The sequence below is a fragment of the Exiguobacterium sp. S3 genome (assembly GCF_018617295.1).
Classification (GTDB): domain Bacteria; phylum Bacillota; class Bacilli; order Exiguobacteriales; family Exiguobacteriaceae; genus Exiguobacterium; species Exiguobacterium profundum.
Genome location: NZ_JACSJW010000003.1, coordinates 91,367 through 109,861, shown reverse-complemented (window position 1 = coordinate 109,861; position 18,495 = coordinate 91,367). Strand labels below are relative to the sequence as shown.

Here is an 18,495-nt window from a genome sequence, read left to right as displayed (position 1 = left end):
ATTTATTCATGTCACGTCTTTTTGAACGAGCGCAACAATTCGGGAAATCGTTCATGTTGCCGATTGCTGTCTTACCGGCCGCCGGACTCCTGTTAGGGATTGGGGGCGCCTTGTCTAACCCGAATACGGTGCAAGCGTACCCGTTCCTCGATATCGATTGGTTGCAACATCTATTCACCATCATGGCGGCTGCCGGTTCGATTGTATTCGCGAACTTGGCTGTGTTGTTTGCCATCGGTGTCGCTGTCGGACTCGCAAAGTCTGATAAAGGAACGGCCGGATTGGCGGCGATGCTTGGGTATTTGATTATGAATGCGACCATCAACGCAATGCTTCAGATTACTGGAGAGTTGATGGAAACGAACTTAGCGAGTGCCGGTCAAGGGATGGCGCTCGGAATTCAAACGCTTGAAACCGGTGTGTTCGGTGGGATCTTGATTGGGATTGTCACGGCACTCTTGCATAACCGCTACAACAAGCAAGTGCTTCCACAGTTCCTCGGGTTCTTCAGCGGATCACGTTTTGTTCCAATCATCACGTCATTCGTTGCGATTGGAGTAGGGATTGGACTCTACTTCATCTGGCCGACGGTGCAGAATGGAATTTTCTCGTTAGGGGGCCTCGTTGAAAAAACAGGATATATCGGAACATTCATTTATGGGTTCGTCCTTCGGATGCTTGGACCATTCGGATTGCACCATATCTTCTACATTCCGTTTTGGACCACTGGGCTCGGGGGCTCGATGGTCATTGACGGAACATTGATTGAAGGAACGCAAAAGATTTTCTTCGCACAGTTGGCTGACCCGAATACGACACAATTCTATGAAGGAACCGCGCGATTTATGTCGGGTCGATTCATCACGATGATGTTTGGTCTTCTCGGTGCAGCGCTTGCCATGTATCACTGTGCAAAGCCGGAGCAAAAGAAAGTCGTATTCGGACTCTTATTCTCGGCAGCACTCACCTCATTCTTGACGGGAATCACAGAGCCACTCGAATTCGCATTCTTGTTCGTCGCGCCAGTCCTGTATCTAGTACATGCTATCTTTGATGGACTGGCTTTTATGATGGCTCACATCTTTGAGATTACGATTGGTCAAACGTTCTCTGGTGGGTTCATCGATTTTATCTTATTCGGAGTCTTACAAGGGAATGACAAGACGAACTGGATGCTGGTACCGGTCATCGGTGCTTTCTGGTTCTTGCTCTACTACGTAACGTTCCGCTTCCTCATCACGAAGTTCAATTTCATGACACCGGGGCGATCAGATGAAACAGCGAAAACAACAGATATTGCGGCATCGGATCGCACGACCGCTATCATTGCGGCACTAGGTGGCGATGACAATATTGAGACGGTCGACTGCTGTGCGACACGCCTCCGCGTCACAGTCAATGACAATCAACATGTCCGTGAAGACTTGTTGAAAGAGACGGGCGCTCACGGGGTGGTTCAAAAAGGGAATGGAATTCAAGTAATCTACGGTCCTTCTGTTACAATTATTAAGAATGAAGTCCAAGAGGCGTTAGGCCGAGGCGAATAACGAATGTGTTGGAGGGAAGAACCGTGTGGGAGCAAATGAAGCACGTGTATTCAGAAATGACAGACAGTGAGAAAAAGATTGCGGATTATTTGATGGCGAACATGAATGAGGCAATCGAAATGAACATTACCGATTTAGCAAATGCGATTGCGACTTCACCAGGGACAATCACGCGGTTTTGCAAAAAAATCGGAGTGGGAAGTTATAGTTCACTGAAGCTCATGATGCAAAAGACGTTGACGGAAACGAATTTGCCCCAAACGACTTCGCTCGAACCGATGCAGCGGTCATACATTGAATTGATTCAGACGACCGCTCATTTAATTGATCAGGATGAACTACTTGCGATTTGTAAGGAGATTACATCGAGCCGCTCCGTTCACTTATACGGATTAGGCAACGCCGGACTGGTGGCACAGGAAATGGAATACAGATTGAGACGAATGGGATTGCTGGCGACTACCGCTTTCGATAGTCACAGCATGGTCATGGACGCATCAATTGTCACGTCGGAAGACGTAGTCATTGCCTTTTCAAATAGTGGAGAAAGTCGAGAAGTCGTCCAGGCGATGCAACTCGCGAAAGAGTCGGGGTGTACGACAGTTGCATTCGTCGGCTATCAACATTCACCACTTGCTGAACTTGTCGACTATCGGTTGTTGACTGCGGGTGCCTCCGGTGAGGCATTCTTGATCAATACACAACTCCCGCTTCTCTTCACGGCCGATGCGGTGACGAAGACACTGATGGAGACGAATGAAGCATTAAAAGCACATTATCTACAAACACTTAAAGCGCTTGATCGTTTAAAAGAAAGAAGTGAATAACTATTATGATAACGTTACCGACTGGATTGATTGTTTCGTGCCAGGCTTTAGAAGGTGAACCGCTCCATAGTGAATTCATTATGGGACGGATGGCTATTGCGGCCGTTCAAGGCGGCGCCAAAGGAATTCGGGCCAATTCAGCGAGGGATATTCAAGAAATAAAAAAACAGGTGACTGTTCCGATCATCGGTATCGTCAAACGTGACTACGAAAATAGTGATGTGTTCATCACAGCGACGATGAAAGAAATCGAGGAACTGATGGAAGTCGGTGTAGATGTCATCGCGCTCGACGCGACAAAGCGTCCGCGTCCTGGAAACCTGTCACTCCAAGAACTGGTTCACGCTATCCGCTCGATTTATCCGAAGCAATTGTTGATGGCTGATTGCGCGACCCTCGAGGACTGTATTGAGGCGGATCGCCTTGGTTTTGACTATATCTCCACAACGTTACATGGGTATACAGACGAAACGAAAGGATCCCTTCTCTACCATGATGATTTCAAGTTTTTAAAAGATGTGTTGGATCACGTTACACAGCCGGTCGTGGCCGAAGGGAATATTTTGACGCCTGAGATGGCGAAACGCTGTATGGATTTAGGGACGCACGCGGTCGTTGTAGGGGGTGCGATTACCCGTCCACACCAAATCACCGCACGATTCGATGCGGCACTCACTTCGAGTGTGAAGAGTTCGCTATAAAAAGGAATCCACCAATACGTTACGCAATACCTCATGAGATCTTTGACGTCGTGAGGTATTTTTATTTATCTGTACAGGAAAAGGCTAAATTGTTCGATATAATGAGTGTGGATGATTTTTTTCGAGTGGAGGTGCCATATGCACTCATATGAGTTTCAAATGTATCGGAATTTTGATGAGCTAGCGATTGACTTGATTGAGTTAGCAAAAGAAATAGTACCAGATAAACTAGTCTATCTCACGTCGATTGAGAATGACACCCAACATATACTCAAACTGTCCTCACAAAATTCTCCTATCCTACTTGAAGAAGGCATGTCCTTTGATTTGAAGGATACGGTATGTAATCGAATCGATTTCAATCAACGAGAAGTTTTGATGTATGAAGATATTGAATCACAGATTGAATCGACGCGACTTCAGTCATTACTGCGCGAAGTGAACATCAAGTCGTATCTAGGAATCCCGATTCTGACGAAGAACGGGGATATCTTCGGTACGCTTTGTGTCGCCAATCATAAAAGCGCCCAGTACGATTCGAAAAGTGTCCGCTTGTTGAAGCGTGTGGTTCGGATGTTCAGTTACTATTTAGAGCTCGAACGTCGTGCCTCACGGGATGAACTGACAAATCTTTATAACCGACATTATCTGTACAACTACTTTGAGACGAATCCGAATCAAGGAGGGGCATTATTCCTCATCGATTTAGATGGATTTAAATTGGTGAATGATACATTCGGTCATGATGAAGGAGACCTTGTCTTGAAAGAAGTGGCGCTTCGTCTGAGACGTTTGATGGAGCCGGTTCCTGATTCAAAAGTGTATCGCTTAGGCGGGGATGAATTTCTAATCAAAATCGCACACGCATTGTCAAAAGCGGCTGTCATTGAGTACGCTGAACAGATCTTGTCTGTATTGAAAGCATGGGACGACCATCTCCCGTTGTCAGCGAGCATCGGCATCGCTCAATATGATTCCGATGAACAGGCGGATCTCAGTCGATTGTTGAAAGAGGCAGACGTTGCACTGTACCAATCTAAATCGAGCGGGAAGAATACCTATCATTTTGATCAATAATACCAATAGGCTAAACCGATGGATTCTCATTGGTTTAGCCTCTGTTTTTGCATTCAGCAACAAGAAACCGATTGTCGTGAAGGAATCGAATGAAAAACGGGTACTGATTAGAGCATCGGTTTTTGCCCGATTACGGCGACCGTATGATAGTCACGGGAGTCCGGTCCACGTTGTACCGATACATCCTTGAATCCGAGGTTCACCGCCGCGGGGATGAATTGATTCCGAACCATCTCGGAGATGTCGTTCCATTCGATCTCACCTTTCCCGTCACAGTAGGTGATGACAAATGTGCCATTCGGTTTTAAGACGCGTTCGATTTCAGACAGAACGGTCGTGACATCTCTCCAGAAATATAGTGTGTGAATGCTGAACACGTGATTGATGGATGCGTCCGTCACCTCAAGTTGATGCAAATCTCCTTGGATCAAGTTGGCCCGTTTTGTATGAATCGAAGCCTGATTGCGCTGTCTTGCTGAATCGATGATTGTTTTAGATCGGTCGAGACCCATGACATGTACGTCAGGATGTCGTTGAAGGATGGTTGCCATCGCATCACCAGCCCCGCACCCGAGCTCTAAAATCGATGTACCGGATTGAATATGTAACTGTTCAATCGTCCATTTGACTTCAATTCGGTGTTGGCGCACCATCTTTTCCCCGATATATTTTCCGACAGGGCCGCGTGGATTTTCATACTGACTGTCCACCCAGTTTTTGAACACTTGTGGGAGCATACTGTCACCTCACTTTGAAAGTAGCTCGATTGTAGCATATTGATGAGACAAAGGAGTCAACAACATGCGTTCATTTTGGATACTCGGCAACCAACTCTCGCACGAGCTTGCGATGCTGAAGGATGTAAAAGAAGATGACGTCATCGTCATGATCGAGGCGACGTCGCGCGCGACGTGGCGTCCGTACCATAAACAAAAGCTCGTCCTCATCTTCTCTGCGATGCGACACTTTGCGGAAGAATTGCGCGATAAAGGATACACCGTGGATTATCACGAGGCGGATTCGTTCCAAGAGGCATGGGACAATCATGTGAAACAGTACAGTCCGGACGAAATTCATGTCACCGCCGTCACGGACGAACCGATGGCGAAAAAACTGAAACAATTCGCGAAGAAGCATAAACTGGTCGAACATACGGATGTTCCGCTCTTCTACTTATCAAAAGAGGAAGCGACCGAGACGCTCGGGAATGAGCCGTGGCGAATGGATCGTTTTTATCGCCACATGCGGAAGCGATTCGATGTCTTGCTCGAAGAGGGGAAGCCACGTGGTGGGAAATGGTCGTTTGATGCGGATAACCGAAAACCGCCGAAAGAAGGACTATCGTTCCCATCGGCCATTCATTTTCGTCCGGATTCAATCACGAAAGACGTTATCGAAAAAGTCGAGTCGACGTTCTCGGAACATCCGGGGGAGGTGACCCCGTTCCATTGGCCGGTCACACATACCGAGGCGAGACGGGCACTGAATCGGTTCGTGAAAGAGCGGCTCGAGACGTTCGGTCCGTATCAAGATGCGATGATGACGGATGAACCGGAGATGTCGCACAGTCTATTGTCGGCTGCCATCAATATCGGTCTACTGACACCGCGAGAAGTCGTTGATGCGGCATGTCAGGCGGATGCACCGCTATCGTCGATTGAAGGATTCGTCCGGCAAATCCTCGGTTGGCGGGAATATATGCGCGCCGTCTATCTAGCGGTCATGCCCGGTTATGAAGACGTGAACACGTTCAAGCATGAACGCGACTTACCGTCCTTCTTCTGGGATGCGAAGACGGAGTTGAACTGTCTGCATCAAAGTTTGAAACCGGTCGTCGCACATGCCCACAATCATCATATCCAGCGACTGATGGTGCTCGGAAACTATGCGACATTGTTTGAAATCAATCCGAAGCAGACGAGCGACTGGTTCAACGAGATGTATATCGATGCCTATGACTGGGTCGTCTTACCGAACGTACTCGGGATGGCCCTTCATGCGGACGGTGGAAAGCTCGCCACAAAACCGTATGTCGCTTCCGGAAAATATATCGACCGGATGAGTGACTACTGTCGGGATTGCCCATACAACCCAAAACATACGACAGAAGACGACGCTTGTCCGTTCAACGCCCTCTATTGGCGGTTCATCGATCGTCACGAAGAACGATTCTCGAAAAACCAGCGAATGAAGATGATGGTCCGTAATTGGCAGGGACGGGATGATGACGTGAAAGCCGACATCTTAGCGAAAGCCGAACAGACATTGACCGATTCCCCGTGAATCGGTTTTTTTACGTTCTCTTCATGAAACTTTGCGATTCCTTTATCGTGTCTTTACAATCGTTCGTTACGATAGGAGCTGTGAGACCCCCTCACTCCAAGTGAATAGTTACCGGTAGAACCTTTGAGAGACCAACAGAAGCCCGTACGTCGATGACGTGTCGTTTCTGTTGGTCCTTTTTTTCAAGAAAGGATGATTCAAGTGAATGAAGCGATTGCACGAATCGGACAAGAACGGATGATTGCCTCCATCAAAAGTCCAAAACAAATCGAGGCGTTTTTACGGACGGATGTGACGACGACGTTTCTCATGATGGGAACGCTCAGTACACTCGACCGCTATGTGGCGCACTTGAAGCGAGAGAATCGAACGGTCTTCCTCCACGCCGAGCGAATCAATGGGATCAGCCTCGACCGGGACGGGATCGATTACCTCGCCAAACGTGTCGGCGCCGATGGGATTGTCACGACGAAAGCATCCGTGCTCCAGCATGCGAAGCGAGCGGGGCTCTTGACGGTCCAACGACTCTTTCTCGTCGACTCCGATGCTGTCACGAGTGGGCTCAAGCTCGCCGAGGCGCAACAACCGGATGCGATTGAACTCATGCCCGGTCTGATTCCGAGCGTGGTCGAGAAAATTTCCCAGGACGTCTCCTTTCCGATTGTGACAGGTGGCATGATTCGTCAACCGATTGACGTGCATCGCGCCCTCGATCATGGGGCATTCGCCGTATCGACCGGGGATGAACGACTTTGGCACGTACAAAGTCAGAAGGAGGAATTAGCATGAAATCAATACAGTTACAACAATTAGCGAAATCATTCGGGGAGACGGAAGTCATTCGAGGGATTGACGTGACGATTGAAGCAGGAGAGTTCTTCGCACTCGTCGGTCCGTCCGGTTGCGGGAAGAGTACGATGCTTCGGATGATTGCCGGACTCGAATCCATCACAAGCGGAACGCTTCGCATCGACGGTGTGGCGGCGAACGGGATGAAGCCGAGTGAGCGTCACTTGTCGATGGTGTTCCAAAACTACGCCCTTTACCCACATATGACGGTTGAGAAAAATATCACGTTCGGTCTACATACGAAAGGACTGACGAAGCTTGAACAGCGGGAGCGTTGCCTACAGGCGGCGGAAACACTCGGGCTCACCGATTACTTGAAACGGAAACCGCGTGAGCTATCTGGAGGTCAGCGACAGCGTGTCGCCTTGGCACGTGCCATCGTGACCGAGGCACCCATTTGTCTGATGGATGAGCCGCTTTCGAACTTGGACGCGAAACTACGGGCAAAGATGCGTTCAGAGATTCGCCAGTTACAGCGAAAACTCGGACTGACGATGATTTATGTCACCCACGACCAAGTCGAGGCGATGACAATGGCGGACCGCATCATGCTCCTCAATGAGGGAGAAGTGCAACAAGTCGGAAAGCCGCTCGACTTATATAACAAACCGGCGAATACGTTCGTCGCTTCCTTCATCGGGTCACCTCCGATGAATCTCGTCAACGTGACACGACAAGAAAAAGGCTGGATGGCCTCAGATGGGCGGTTGTTCCATCCAAACGCACTGACGGAGACATCACAGGCGACACTCGGTGTCCGTCCTGAGCAAATCAAGCCGGCGGACGAAGATGTGACATTTTACGCAGAACTGAAAAATATTGAAGTGCTCGGGACCGAGACGATTCTCGCCTTTGACGTCGGAGGGAACGAATGGTTGGCAAAATGGCCGGGACAATGGCCGCTCACGGTCGGCGAAAAAGTAGCGTGTTATGTGGATCCGAAACAGATGTCGCTATTTGATACGAACGGACAGCGCATCGAGCCACGACAACCGAAACTGTTTGAGGCGTTGGAGGTGTTCCAATGACGGTCGCCTTACCGAGAGAGAAAGTCCGGACACGGCTATCTGACGCAGCGAGCGGTCTGTTGTACTTGTCTCCGTCCATCGTCTTGTTCGGTGTCTTTCTCGTCTATCCGCTGTTGCGAACAATCTATTTAAGCTTTTTCCGGACCGACACACAAGGAACGCCGCTCGAATTTGTCGGAGTCGGTCATTACAGCACGCTGTTCACGAGCGCCGCGTTTTGGCAAAGCATTCAGGCGACGGTCGGATTCGTCCTCTTGACGGTCCCGCTCACAATTCTCATCGCGCTCGGTCTCGCACTCCTCGCCAATGAGAAACTGAAGGGCATTAGCATCTTTCGAACAGCGTTCTCGGCGACCATGGGGATGAGCGTCGCGGCGTCATCGGTCATTTGGATGTTCATGTACAATCCGTCAATCGGTATCTTCAACCGGTTCCTCGAGGCAGTGGGTGCAAGTGGTGTACAGTGGCTCCTCGATCCACAATATGCGCTCCTTTCCGTGTCACTTGCGACCGTTTGGATGAACATCGGCTTTACGTTCTTGATTCTACTCGGTGGTCTGCAAAACATCGATCGGACGTTGTATGAGAGTGCGGACATTGCCGGGACGAGTTATTGGGCGCAACTTCGGGCGATCACCATCCCGATGTTGTCGCCGACACTTTTCTTTGTCGGGATCATCTCGCTGATCAACGCCTTCCAGACGTTTGGACAGATTGATTTATTGACGAAAGGTGGACCGACGAATGCGACGAATGTCATCGTCTATGCCATCTACAAAGATGCGTTCATCAACTATAACGTCGGCAGTGCCAGCGCCCAGGCCGTGCTCCTATTCATCGCCGTCCTTCTGTTGACGTGGCTCCAGTTCAAATTGGTCGAAAGGAAGGTGCATTACCAATGAGATTACGGAATATCGGCGTCTATGTCCTACTCGTCTTGTGTGCTGTTGTCATGCTGTTTCCGATCGCCTATGCGTTTTCGATCAGTCTGATGGACGGGAAGGAAGTGCTCCAGGGACATCTCCTTCCGCGTGAACCTTCATTGGAAAACTATGTAGCCGCGTTCGAGCGTATTCCGATGATGACGTATCTGCTCAACAGTTTGGTCGTCGCGGTTCTCGTGATGGTCGGACAGGTCGTCTTGTCGAGTCTCGCGGCATTCGCATTCGTCTTTATCGACTTTAAAGGAAAAGGGCTCATCTTCATGCTTTTCCTGGCGACGATGATGGTGCCATGGGAAGCGACGATGGTACCGAACTTTTTGACGATCCAGTCGCTCGGTTGGCTGAATAGCGTCTGGGGACTGTCTGTGCCGTTCTTCGCACTCGCGTTCGGGACGTTCTTACTTCGGCAACAGTTCAAAACGATTCCGTACGAAATGTATGAGGCGTCCCAAATTGCTGGAATCAGTCGCTTCCGTTTCTTTTGGAACGTCGTCTTGCCGGTCTCGAAGACACCACTCGTTACATTGTCGGTGTATAGCTTTTTGACGACTTGGAATATGTACTTATGGCCGCTTCTCGTCACGAACACGGAACAGGCGCGAACGGTCCAAATCGGCATCAAACAGATGCAGTCGAACGAAGTCGCCTCGGATTGGGGCGTCGTCATGGCGGCAGTCATCTTGATCATCATTCCGACACTTGTATTGTTGTTCGCAGGACAAAAGCACTTGCAAGAAGGTTTGACGCAAGGCGCTATCAAATAATAGGGGGATATGACAAATGAAAAAGTTAGGATTATTCGCAGGGTTGGCAAGTTCGGTGTTATTACTCGGGGCATGTGGCAGTGAAGAAGCGGCACCCGTCGCGGCGACGACAGAAGACGGAAAGACAGAGGTCGTCTTTTGGCATGCGATGAGCGGGGACTTGGAGACGGCGTTAAACACTCAAGTCGATGCGTTCAACGCTTCTCAAGACGACTATGAAGTCAAACCGGTCTTCCAAGGAACATATGAGGAAGCGTTGACGAAATTCAATGCGGTCGCCGGTTCGGAAGACGCGCCCGCCATCATGCAAACGTTCGAAGTCGGGACGAAATACATGATCGACTCGAACAAAATCACACCCGTTCAGGAGTTCATCGACAAAGAGAAGTTTGACACGAGCGTATGGGAAGAGAACATCTTGAGTTATTACCAAGTCGATGGGAAACAATACTCGATGCCGTTCAACTCCTCGACACCGGTCCTCATCTATAACAAGGAAGCGTTTGAGAAAGCAGGGCTCGACCCGGAGAAAGCACCGCGCACATATGATGAGTTGAAAGAGGCGGCAAAGAAGTTGACGACGGACGGTCAGACCGGCTTCACGATGCTCAACTATGGTTGGTTCTTTGAACAGCTCGTGGCTGCGCAAGGTGGATTGTATGTCGACAATGACAATGGACGAAGTGGAGACCCGACGAAAGCCGTGTTCGATGGCGAAGAAGGACAGAACGCGTTCAATCTGATCAAAGAGATGTACGACGAGAAGACGTTCTTAAACGTCGGTCAAAACTGGGACGATATGCGTGCGGCATTCCAATCTGGGAAAGTTGCCATGTATCTGGACTCGTCAGCAGGAATCCGTACGGTAGCAGACAACGCGGACTTTGAAATCGGCGCATCGTACTTACCGGTACCGAATGAAGCGGAGCGTCAAGGCGTCGTCATCGGCGGGGCATCGCTCTGGATGGGTGATGGCATTGCCGAAGAGACGAAAGAAGGCGCATGGGAGTTCATGAAGTATGTCGCTTCAACGGAAGCGCAAGCACAGTGGCATGTTGACACAGGCTACTTCGCCATCAATCCGGAAGCATACAATGAACCGATCGTAAAAGAAATGTGGGCGAAATATCCACAACTGAAAGTGACGGTCGACCAACTCAGTGAGACGAAACCATCACCGGCGACACAAGGAGCGCTCATCTCGACGTTCCCGCAATCACGTCAAAGTGTCGTCAACGCGATGGAAAGTTTGTATCAAGGGGTGTCGGTCGAAGAGGCATTGAAACGTGCGGCTGATGAGACGACTTCCACCTTGGGGCAATGACATGTTGATTTATGCACATCGCGGCTATAGCGCCAATTACCCGGAAAATACATTGTCCGCATTCGAAGCGGCTCTCCCGTACGTGGACGGAATCGAGTTGGATGTACAGGTATCGAAGGACGGTCGTCTCGTCGTCATTCATGACGAGACCGTCGACCGGACGACGAATGGAACGGGATGGGTGAAAGACATGACGCTTCAGGAGTTGCGTCAGTTGAAGATCGACGGCTATGAACGCATTCCGACGTTGGAAGAAGTGCTCGGACTGATTGAACGGAGCAACGTCACCCTGAATATTGAATTGAAGACGGATCAATATGCGTATCCAGGGATCGAACGTCTCGCTTGGCTTGCTGTTGACGAGTTTGAACTCGGTGACCGTGTCGTGTTCTCCTCGTTCAATCGTGAAACGCTCGTCCGAATGCGAGATGTGGCACCAGTCGCCCGGCTTGCGGTGTTGACACTCACGGGTGAGTCGGACACCGTCTCGTTCGCTGAAACGATTCGGGCCGAGGCGATTCACGCCCAGCCTGCATTTATCGGTTCGAAAGCATGGGATCAGATACAACAGACGACGCTCGAGACACGGCTCTACACGATCAACGACGTGAAGGACCTTCCCCCGATAACGGTTTCGGCCATCATGACAGATGAGGTTGAACGGTTTACAAAATGAGTAGACTAAACCCCGCTCCTGAGAAGGAGCGGGGTTCATTCATGTCATGATTGGTTCTGGTGTGTCATAGGTTGAGATGACAACTTGATTACGCCCTTCGTTTTTCGCTTGATAAAGCGCCGAATCAGCGAGATCTACCATCCGCTTGATGGGAAGCGAGGTCCCGTGTGCGACCCCAACGGACGTCGTGATTTGAATCGGTGGAAAATCGTTCAAGTGGAATAGTTCAGCAGCAATCCGTTCTCGTATCCGGTTGGCCACTTTGTCTACCTTCTCTGGCGTCAAGTCGTACATCAAGATGACGAATTCTTCGCCACCGATTCGTGCGACAGTGTCATGGGCACGCGTCTCGACTTTTAAGATGTTGGCGAACTGTTGTAAGACGAGATCACCGTTTCCGTGACCATATGTATCGTTCACATGTTTAAAATGATCGATATCGAGCGCGAGTACATTGTACGTCCGATTCTCTTGCCCGATGGAAGCCGTATATCGATCCCACACACGTCGATTGTATAGACCGGTCAAATGGTCTCGTTCAGACGACTGTTTGTACTCGATGGCACGGCGGGTCGTTTGTTCAAGGTCGATGGTGAGGATGCTCGAGAGTAGACCGACGAGCATGCCAATCATCCAAATGGACAAGACAAGGGATACATAGGCTGTGCTCCAACCCATATTGATATAGACGGCAATCGAAATAATGAAGAGCGCCCATACGTTCAAAAAGATACTCTGTAAGAAGAGTCGCTCCCGAAGCAGCCGATGAATCCAGAGCATCCCGATGCTGACGATGAACGTCGCGATAAACGCAATCACGGCCTGCTCGGTCATTCCGAACAAGAATCGTGTACTGGCGATGACAAGTGTCGCAATGAATAAAGGAAAACGAGCACCATAAAAAGCAAGCAACACGAGCGGTAAGTGACGTAAATCCACACGGACCATATCGTTAGCTTCTACGGCGTTATACATCAAAAACAGACCGAGTGCACCGGCGAGTATTCCAATCACAGAACTACGAAGACGGTACGAATTAAAAAGCGAAGAATGATAAATCTTCGAGATGATATAAAATCCGGTGAATGCGACACAAGCATTGAGCAACAAGACGGTGAGCGTCATTCCTTCACGACCTTTTTCATAGACTATACATTAACGGTAGCAGTCTTCAAATAATTGTCAATCTGAAGGTGTGTAAATGTTCATTATCTTTTCACGCTTTCTTCTTTGTTCCTCGAAACGCAAAAAACATAGCGATGCCAATTCCAATGCCGAGCCACCAATTATCGAGGGTGAGCCCGAAAACGACGGCGAATACGACCGCGACGGGAATCGATAAGTAGCCACGTTGTTTCATCTTCAATTCCTCCTCTCTTCGTCATTTCTTTATTCCCAAAAGGTAGACGCTTCATGCTCAAATCGAGGTAAGACAAAAACGTTCGACCGATCAAATCAGTCGAACGAAACCGAATGTTTAGGTGATGGTAGCAATGGACAGCTCTGTCTGGTATGAAGCTCGATTGTAAAGGTGGTGCCTTCTCCGTATACCGAGTCCGCATGAATTCCCCAACCGTGGGCTTCGGCGATTCGTTTACAGATTCGCAGACCGAGACCTGTTCCTTTTATGGCTTGGTGGGCGGCGGATTCGACACGGTAATATTCATCAAATACGTATGGAAGTGCTTCTTCCGGAATCCCAATCCCGGTATCGGATACAGATAAAGTTACCGTGCCAGCACTTTCAAATACGCTCGTATGGACCGTCCCGCCATCAGGAGAGTACTTGATGGCGTTACCAATGAGGTTATGGAGCAATTGTCGTAACTTTTCTTCATCTGCTTGAATCAAGACATCATTCGTTTCAAACGTCACCGTATGAAGCGGGGAGGTCGTCTGATAGCTCGACATGACATCCTCTAAAAGAGGACGGAGTGCGAACGTCGTCACGGTCAGTTGATCAGCCGTGTAGCGTTCTTTTTGATAATCGAGGAAGTTATCGACGAGCCGCTCCAGTCGTTCCGATTCTTGTTTGACTTGTTTTAGCATCTGATACGACTTTTCTGAACCTTGATGACGTGTCATGAGTAACTCCGTATAGCCATGGATGGCAGTCAATGGCGTGCGGAAATCATGAGACAGTTCGGCAAGGAAACTGTCTTTACGCTCTTCAAAGCGGACGACCTCCGTTTGGTCGCGCCACATGATGAAAACGCCACGTGGTGTGCGCGTGAAGTTGAAAATCAAATGTAGCGTCTTGTCATCAAAGCGCAGACGACGTGAGGTCATCTTTGGATCTGTTTCGGTCGCACATTCGAGCAATTCTTGGATCAGGTGCATGACTTGTGCGGAATCCGCCCCGTGCCGTTCCAACGTGGAATATACATAACGAGTCAATGTTTCCAATGTGTCAAAAGATTGTGTTGTCATAGAAGGGTACCATTGACGAAGAGAATCATTCGAATACAGACGGCATCTTGAGAAATCGATATAACACATCGCATCCTGTACTTCTTCCACGATGGAAGCGATGGAGAACGTATGGCGTTGCTGTTTTTGACGAGCGGAGCGTTTCTGCCTAATCCTATGGAATCGGCGCATGGACCTACCTCCTCGCGAACATTTGTACATGCATTCACAATAAGTATACGACATTCGAGAAGGAATCCCTATAAAGGCAATAGTCCTAGCAGAAACGTATCGAAATCGGGACGGATGCAAAACACCTCTCCGCTGATGGAACGGAGAGGTGTCGGTCATTCGGTCACGTTTACTTGTCCCATCATCCCATTCTCTTCATGCTCGAGGATGTGGCAATGATACATGAACGTTCCTGTTTTAGTGAAGGTGAGTTCGATTTTTACCCGTTCATCTGGAGCGACGGCTACCGTATCTTTCCACCCTTTCTCCTGATCGGATGGTGGTTTTCCGTCTCGACTGATGACTCGGAACTGGACGCCGTGGATGTGGAAAGGATGTGTCATCCCACCCATCATATCCGGCTTATTTTCAATTTCCCATACCTCAGTGTCTCCGCGTTTCGCTTCGATGTCGATACGCTCCGGATCATAGGTCTTTCCGTTGATTGACACCATGTTACCCATTCCAAAAAGGGTGAGGCGGCGGTCTGCTGTCTCGTCTGTCGAGCGCTCCACCGTTTCAATCGTCGGAATCTTAATGGACGCCTTGTCGAGTTCACCGATACGAAACGTGGTGAATGTCACCCCGTCCGCTTTTAAGGCAGCGACATCTTCAACTTGTGAAAAATCAATCAGTACCTCGGCCCGTTCACCTGGTGTCAACGTGAGGGTCTCTAAGGGAATCGGGCGTTCTAACGGCCCTCCGTCTGTCGCAATCTGCGTCATCTCGGCCTCGTTAGATAACGTAAAATCAAAATCACGCGCATTCGAACCGTTGACTAGTCGCACTCGTAACGTCTCGGTTTGAACGTCGAACGTCGTGTTGATGACTCCATTCGCAAGAATGGTATCCCCCGTCGTTCCATCAACGTTCATATGGGCATCATAATCCAACTCACCGTTAGGCGTGAAGAGTCGATCTTGTACGATGAGCGGGATATCGTCGACTCCATATTCATTCGGGAGACCGTTCTGTGCATCGTCGGTCACATAAAGAAGACCGGCGAGCCCTTTATAAACTTGTTCGGCTGTCGATCCCATCGGATGGGGGTGAAACCACAGTGTACTAGGTTCTTGATCGATGTCGAGTCGAACTTGTGCCTGTTCACCTGGTGCGACGGTCTGATGAGGTCCCCCGTCCATGTCGGCAGGGATGACGAGTCCGTGCCAGTGGAACGTTGTCGGTTCATCCAATCGATTGATGGTATCGATTACGACTGTTTTTCCTTTCGGTAACTCGATCATTGGTCCGAGTAAGTCTCCATTATAGCCGAACGTTTCCGATTTCTTGCCGTCTTTGAAAAATTGTGACGTGCCTTTAGTTGCTTCCACCGTATAGTAGACCGTGTCTCCCGTGACACGTTCTGGCTGTAAGGCAGTCGGAATCGGAAGCGGCTGTGTCGGTTCATCCGATGCTTGAAGCTCTTGCATCGCTCCGTGTCCCATCGGTCCGTTATTGCCACCCATTCCATTATCACCCATCATGTGATCATCCATCTGACCCGTTGCCGAATCGTTTCCCATCATATGATCTTGGTCCATATTGTTGTTATGGTTCCATGTCCCGTTGAAAAGGACGATTAGTAAAACGAGGATGCCTCCAATTAAAATCCCCGTCAACAGAAACCATATTCCTTTCGATTTCATGCTATAACACTCCTTCATTGTTCAGTCCTAACTTTGTTGTACCACCTAATTGTGAAAGAAACATGAAAGTCCAAATCTGTTTAATCGCATACCGCATAGGGGTATACAAACCGTGTAAAGGAGAGGATGAATGATGGAACATGCGCACGATCAACATCATGAACATCATGAGGAGAGTCACGAGTCTCATCATGGCGGACACGGACACGAGCATATGATTGACGATTTCAAACGACGTTTCTTCGTATCGCTCGGGCTGATGATTCCGATTTTATTGTTATCGGACATGATTCAAGAATGGCTACGGTTTGAACTCGATTTTCCGTTTGAAAAGACAATCTTATTTGTATTGGCGACGATTGTGTATGTATACGGCGGGTGGCCGTTCTTAAAAGGAAGTGTGGAAGAGTTAAGAGAGCGTAGCCCGGGCATGATGATGCTTATTGGCTTGGCGATCAGCGTCGCTTACTTTTATAGTGCAGCTGTCGTCTTTGGCTATGGAAGCGGACATGACTTCTTTTGGGAACTCGCTTCATTGATTGTGATCATGCTACTCGGTCATTGGATTGAGATGCGTTCTGTCATGGGAGCGTCGAACGCGTTGGAACAACTCGTACAGCTTCTTCCGAACGAAGCGCATCGTATCAATGGGGAAGAAACGGAGGACGTCCCGATTTCTGAATTGAGGGAAGGAGATCGGATTCTCGTTAAACCGGGGGAACAGGTTCCTGTGGACGGAAAAATCATGAAAGGACGGACAACAATCGATGAGTCGATGTTGACCGGGGAATCGATGCCCGTTGAAAAAACCGATGGGGATGACGTGATCGCAGGATCGATTAACCAAGAAGGGAGCTTGACGATTGAAACGATTGGTACGGGAGAAAGCACGTACTTGTCAAAAGTGATTGAATTGGTGAGTGAGGCACAAAAATCGAAGTCGCGGGCTCAAAATCTGGCGAACCGGGCGGCGAAATATTTGTTCTATATCGCAATTGCCGCTGGGGTCATCACGTTCACGGTTTGGTTCATGCTCGGATATTCGGTCGGAACGGCGGTTGAACGGATGGTGACGGTCATGGTCATCTCGTGTCCGCACGCACTCGGGCTAGCGACACCCCTCGTCGTCGCCGTCTCGACAGCGTTATCGGCGAAACAAGGTCTTCTCATCCGCAATCGAACTCAATTTGAAGAGGCGCGTCGACTCGATGCCGTCATCTTTGATAAGACCGGTACGCTGACGGAAGGGAATTTCGGAGTCACGGACATACAGGCGAGCTCGTCTTATACAGAAGAAGACGTGTTGCAACTCGCAGGAGCAGTTGAGCGTGAGTCGCAACATCCTCTCGCGCAAGGGATTTTAAGAGAAGCCGAGAGACGGGAATTGAAACTGGCGGCTGTCGACGACTTTGGTTCGATGACAGGTGTCGGATTGGAAGGAACGGTTGACGGTGCGCATGTTCAAGTTGTCAGTCCGCGATATATCCGCGCTCAACACATCCAAATGGATGAGGAGACGTTTGCACGACTCTCGCGAGAAGGAAAGACCGTCGTCTTTGTTTTGAAGGACGGGGAATGGGTCGGGATGATTGCGATGGCCGATTTAGTACGGGAAGAAGCGAAGGAGACCGTCGAGGCACTTCGTGAAAAAGGTATCCGTTCCATCATGTTGACGGGTGACAACGAGAAGGTCGCACATTGGGTGGCGCGTCAGCTCGGTATCGATGACGTGTATGCTGAAGTATTACCGGACGACAAGGCGAACCAAGTGAAAGACGTCCAAAAAGATGGCAGCAAAGTAGCGATGGTCGGGGATGGAATCAATGACGCTCCGGCGCTGGCACAAGCGGATGTCGGTATTGCAATCGGTAGCGGGACGGACGTTGCTGTTGAGACGGCTGACATCGTTCTTGTCCGCAGTAATCCGAAAGATGTGCTATCGATTTTAGAACTTTCACAGAACACATATCGAAAGATGATTCAAAACTTATGGTGGGCCGCAGGGTATAATATCGTCGCCATCCCGCTTGCAGCAGGGGTACTCGCCCCGATTGGTATCATCTTGTCCCCGGCTGTCGGTGCCGTCTTGATGAGCTTAAGCACCGTGATTGTCGCCATCAACGCCCGACTTCTGAAGATTTAACAATTCTTTCATCTTTGGCACGTATGCTAGACGGGATGCTAGAGAT

Annotated in this window: 17 protein-coding genes; 12 read left to right on the top strand and 5 right to left on the bottom strand. The window is 49.5% G+C overall.

Going from position 1 to position 18,495, the window contains the following annotated elements; translation table 11 throughout:
- Nucleotides 1–8: 8 nt before the first annotated feature.
- The 4 genes from ptsG to KNO65_RS09265 all read left to right on the top strand — a co-directional run bounded on the left by ptsG (nucleotide 9) and on the right by KNO65_RS09265 (nucleotide 4,152).
- Nucleotides 9–1,547 (top strand): glucose-specific PTS transporter subunit IIBC, encoded by a 1,539-nt coding sequence (gene ptsG / locus KNO65_RS09280; RefSeq protein WP_214783607.1) that lies wholly within the window; start codon nucleotides 9–11, stop codon nucleotides 1,545–1,547.
- A gap of 23 nt (nucleotides 1,548–1,570) precedes the next feature.
- Nucleotides 1,571–2,374 (top strand): MurR/RpiR family transcriptional regulator, encoded by an 804-nt coding sequence (locus KNO65_RS09275; protein ID WP_196431258.1) that lies wholly within the window; start codon nucleotides 1,571–1,573, stop codon nucleotides 2,372–2,374.
- A 5-nt stretch (nucleotides 2,375–2,379) separates the two neighbouring features.
- A complete protein-coding gene (locus KNO65_RS09270) occupies nucleotides 2,380–3,075 on the top strand; it encodes an N-acetylmannosamine-6-phosphate 2-epimerase (RefSeq protein WP_214783604.1) in 696 nt (231 codons plus the stop codon).
- A gap of 138 nt (nucleotides 3,076–3,213) precedes the next feature.
- A complete protein-coding gene (locus KNO65_RS09265; RefSeq protein ID WP_214783601.1) occupies nucleotides 3,214–4,152 on the top strand; it encodes a sensor domain-containing diguanylate cyclase in 939 nt (312 codons plus the stop codon).
- 107 nt (nucleotides 4,153–4,259) lie between these two features.
- Here the strand turns inward: KNO65_RS09265 and KNO65_RS09260 are convergent, their stop codons facing one another.
- On the bottom strand, nucleotides 4,260–4,889 hold the full coding sequence (locus tag KNO65_RS09260; RefSeq protein ID WP_214703186.1) for a class I SAM-dependent methyltransferase: 630 nt from the start codon (nucleotides 4,887–4,889) through the stop codon (nucleotides 4,260–4,262).
- 64 nt (nucleotides 4,890–4,953) lie between these two features.
- Here KNO65_RS09260 and KNO65_RS09255 point away from each other — a divergent pair, with 64 nt between their 5' ends.
- The 7 genes from KNO65_RS09255 to KNO65_RS09225 all read left to right on the top strand — a co-directional run bounded on the left by KNO65_RS09255 (nucleotide 4,954) and on the right by KNO65_RS09225 (nucleotide 12,020).
- A complete protein-coding gene (locus KNO65_RS09255) occupies nucleotides 4,954–6,435 on the top strand; it encodes a cryptochrome/photolyase family protein (RefSeq protein WP_214783598.1) in 1,482 nt (493 codons plus the stop codon).
- 201 nt (nucleotides 6,436–6,636) lie between these two features.
- Nucleotides 6,637–7,224, top strand: coding sequence for a glycerol-3-phosphate responsive antiterminator (locus KNO65_RS09250; RefSeq protein WP_483297365.1), 588 nt, complete (start codon nucleotides 6,637–6,639; stop codon nucleotides 7,222–7,224).
- Nucleotides 7,221–8,312, top strand: a complete 1,092-nt coding sequence (locus KNO65_RS09245) for an ABC transporter ATP-binding protein (RefSeq protein ID WP_214774404.1) — start codon at nucleotides 7,221–7,223, stop codon at nucleotides 8,310–8,312. The genes KNO65_RS09250 and KNO65_RS09245 overlap by 4 nt, the downstream gene beginning before the upstream one ends.
- Nucleotides 8,309–9,214, top strand: a complete 906-nt coding sequence (locus tag KNO65_RS09240; protein ID WP_214783595.1) for a carbohydrate ABC transporter permease — start codon at nucleotides 8,309–8,311, stop codon at nucleotides 9,212–9,214. Before KNO65_RS09245 ends, KNO65_RS09240 begins: the two co-directional genes overlap by 4 nt.
- The gene (locus KNO65_RS09235) at nucleotides 9,211–10,020 is read left to right on the top strand and encodes a carbohydrate ABC transporter permease (RefSeq protein ID WP_214783592.1); all 810 of its coding nucleotides are present in this window, start codon (nucleotides 9,211–9,213) and stop codon (nucleotides 10,018–10,020) included. Before KNO65_RS09240 ends, KNO65_RS09235 begins: the two co-directional genes overlap by 4 nt.
- Before the next feature lie 16 nt (nucleotides 10,021–10,036).
- Nucleotides 10,037–11,344 carry an ABC transporter substrate-binding protein gene (locus KNO65_RS09230; RefSeq protein ID WP_214783589.1) on the top strand — a complete coding sequence of 436 codons (1,308 nt, stop codon included), beginning with the start codon at nucleotides 10,037–10,039 and terminating at the stop codon, nucleotides 11,342–11,344.
- Nucleotides 11,316–12,020, top strand: a complete 705-nt coding sequence (locus KNO65_RS09225) for a glycerophosphodiester phosphodiesterase (protein ID WP_251131710.1) — start codon at nucleotides 11,316–11,318, stop codon at nucleotides 12,018–12,020. Before KNO65_RS09230 ends, KNO65_RS09225 begins: the two co-directional genes overlap by 29 nt.
- A gap of 39 nt (nucleotides 12,021–12,059) precedes the next feature.
- Here KNO65_RS09225 and KNO65_RS09220 read toward each other — a convergent pair whose 3' ends face one another.
- From KNO65_RS09220 to KNO65_RS09205, 4 genes are all read right to left on the bottom strand, one after another.
- On the bottom strand, nucleotides 12,060–13,145 hold the full coding sequence (locus KNO65_RS09220; protein ID WP_159562951.1) for a GGDEF domain-containing protein: 1,086 nt from the start codon (nucleotides 13,143–13,145) through the stop codon (nucleotides 12,060–12,062).
- A 91-nt stretch (nucleotides 13,146–13,236) separates the two neighbouring features.
- Nucleotides 13,237–13,380 (bottom strand): hypothetical protein, encoded by a 144-nt coding sequence (locus tag KNO65_RS09215; protein ID WP_026825140.1) that lies wholly within the window; start codon nucleotides 13,378–13,380, stop codon nucleotides 13,237–13,239.
- A 95-nt stretch (nucleotides 13,381–13,475) separates the two neighbouring features.
- On the bottom strand, nucleotides 13,476–14,621 hold the full coding sequence (locus KNO65_RS09210; RefSeq protein ID WP_214783583.1) for a sensor histidine kinase: 1,146 nt from the start codon (nucleotides 14,619–14,621) through the stop codon (nucleotides 13,476–13,478).
- A gap of 155 nt (nucleotides 14,622–14,776) precedes the next feature.
- Nucleotides 14,777–16,306, bottom strand: coding sequence for a multicopper oxidase family protein (locus KNO65_RS09205; protein WP_251131703.1), 1,530 nt, complete (start codon nucleotides 16,304–16,306; stop codon nucleotides 14,777–14,779).
- A 130-nt stretch (nucleotides 16,307–16,436) separates the two neighbouring features.
- On the opposite strand from KNO65_RS09205, the gene KNO65_RS09200 reads away from it, so the two are divergent.
- Entirely contained in the window at nucleotides 16,437–18,449 is a 2,013-nt protein-coding gene (locus KNO65_RS09200) for a heavy metal translocating P-type ATPase (RefSeq protein ID WP_214783577.1), read from the top strand.
- Nucleotides 18,450–18,495: the final 46 nt, after the last annotated feature.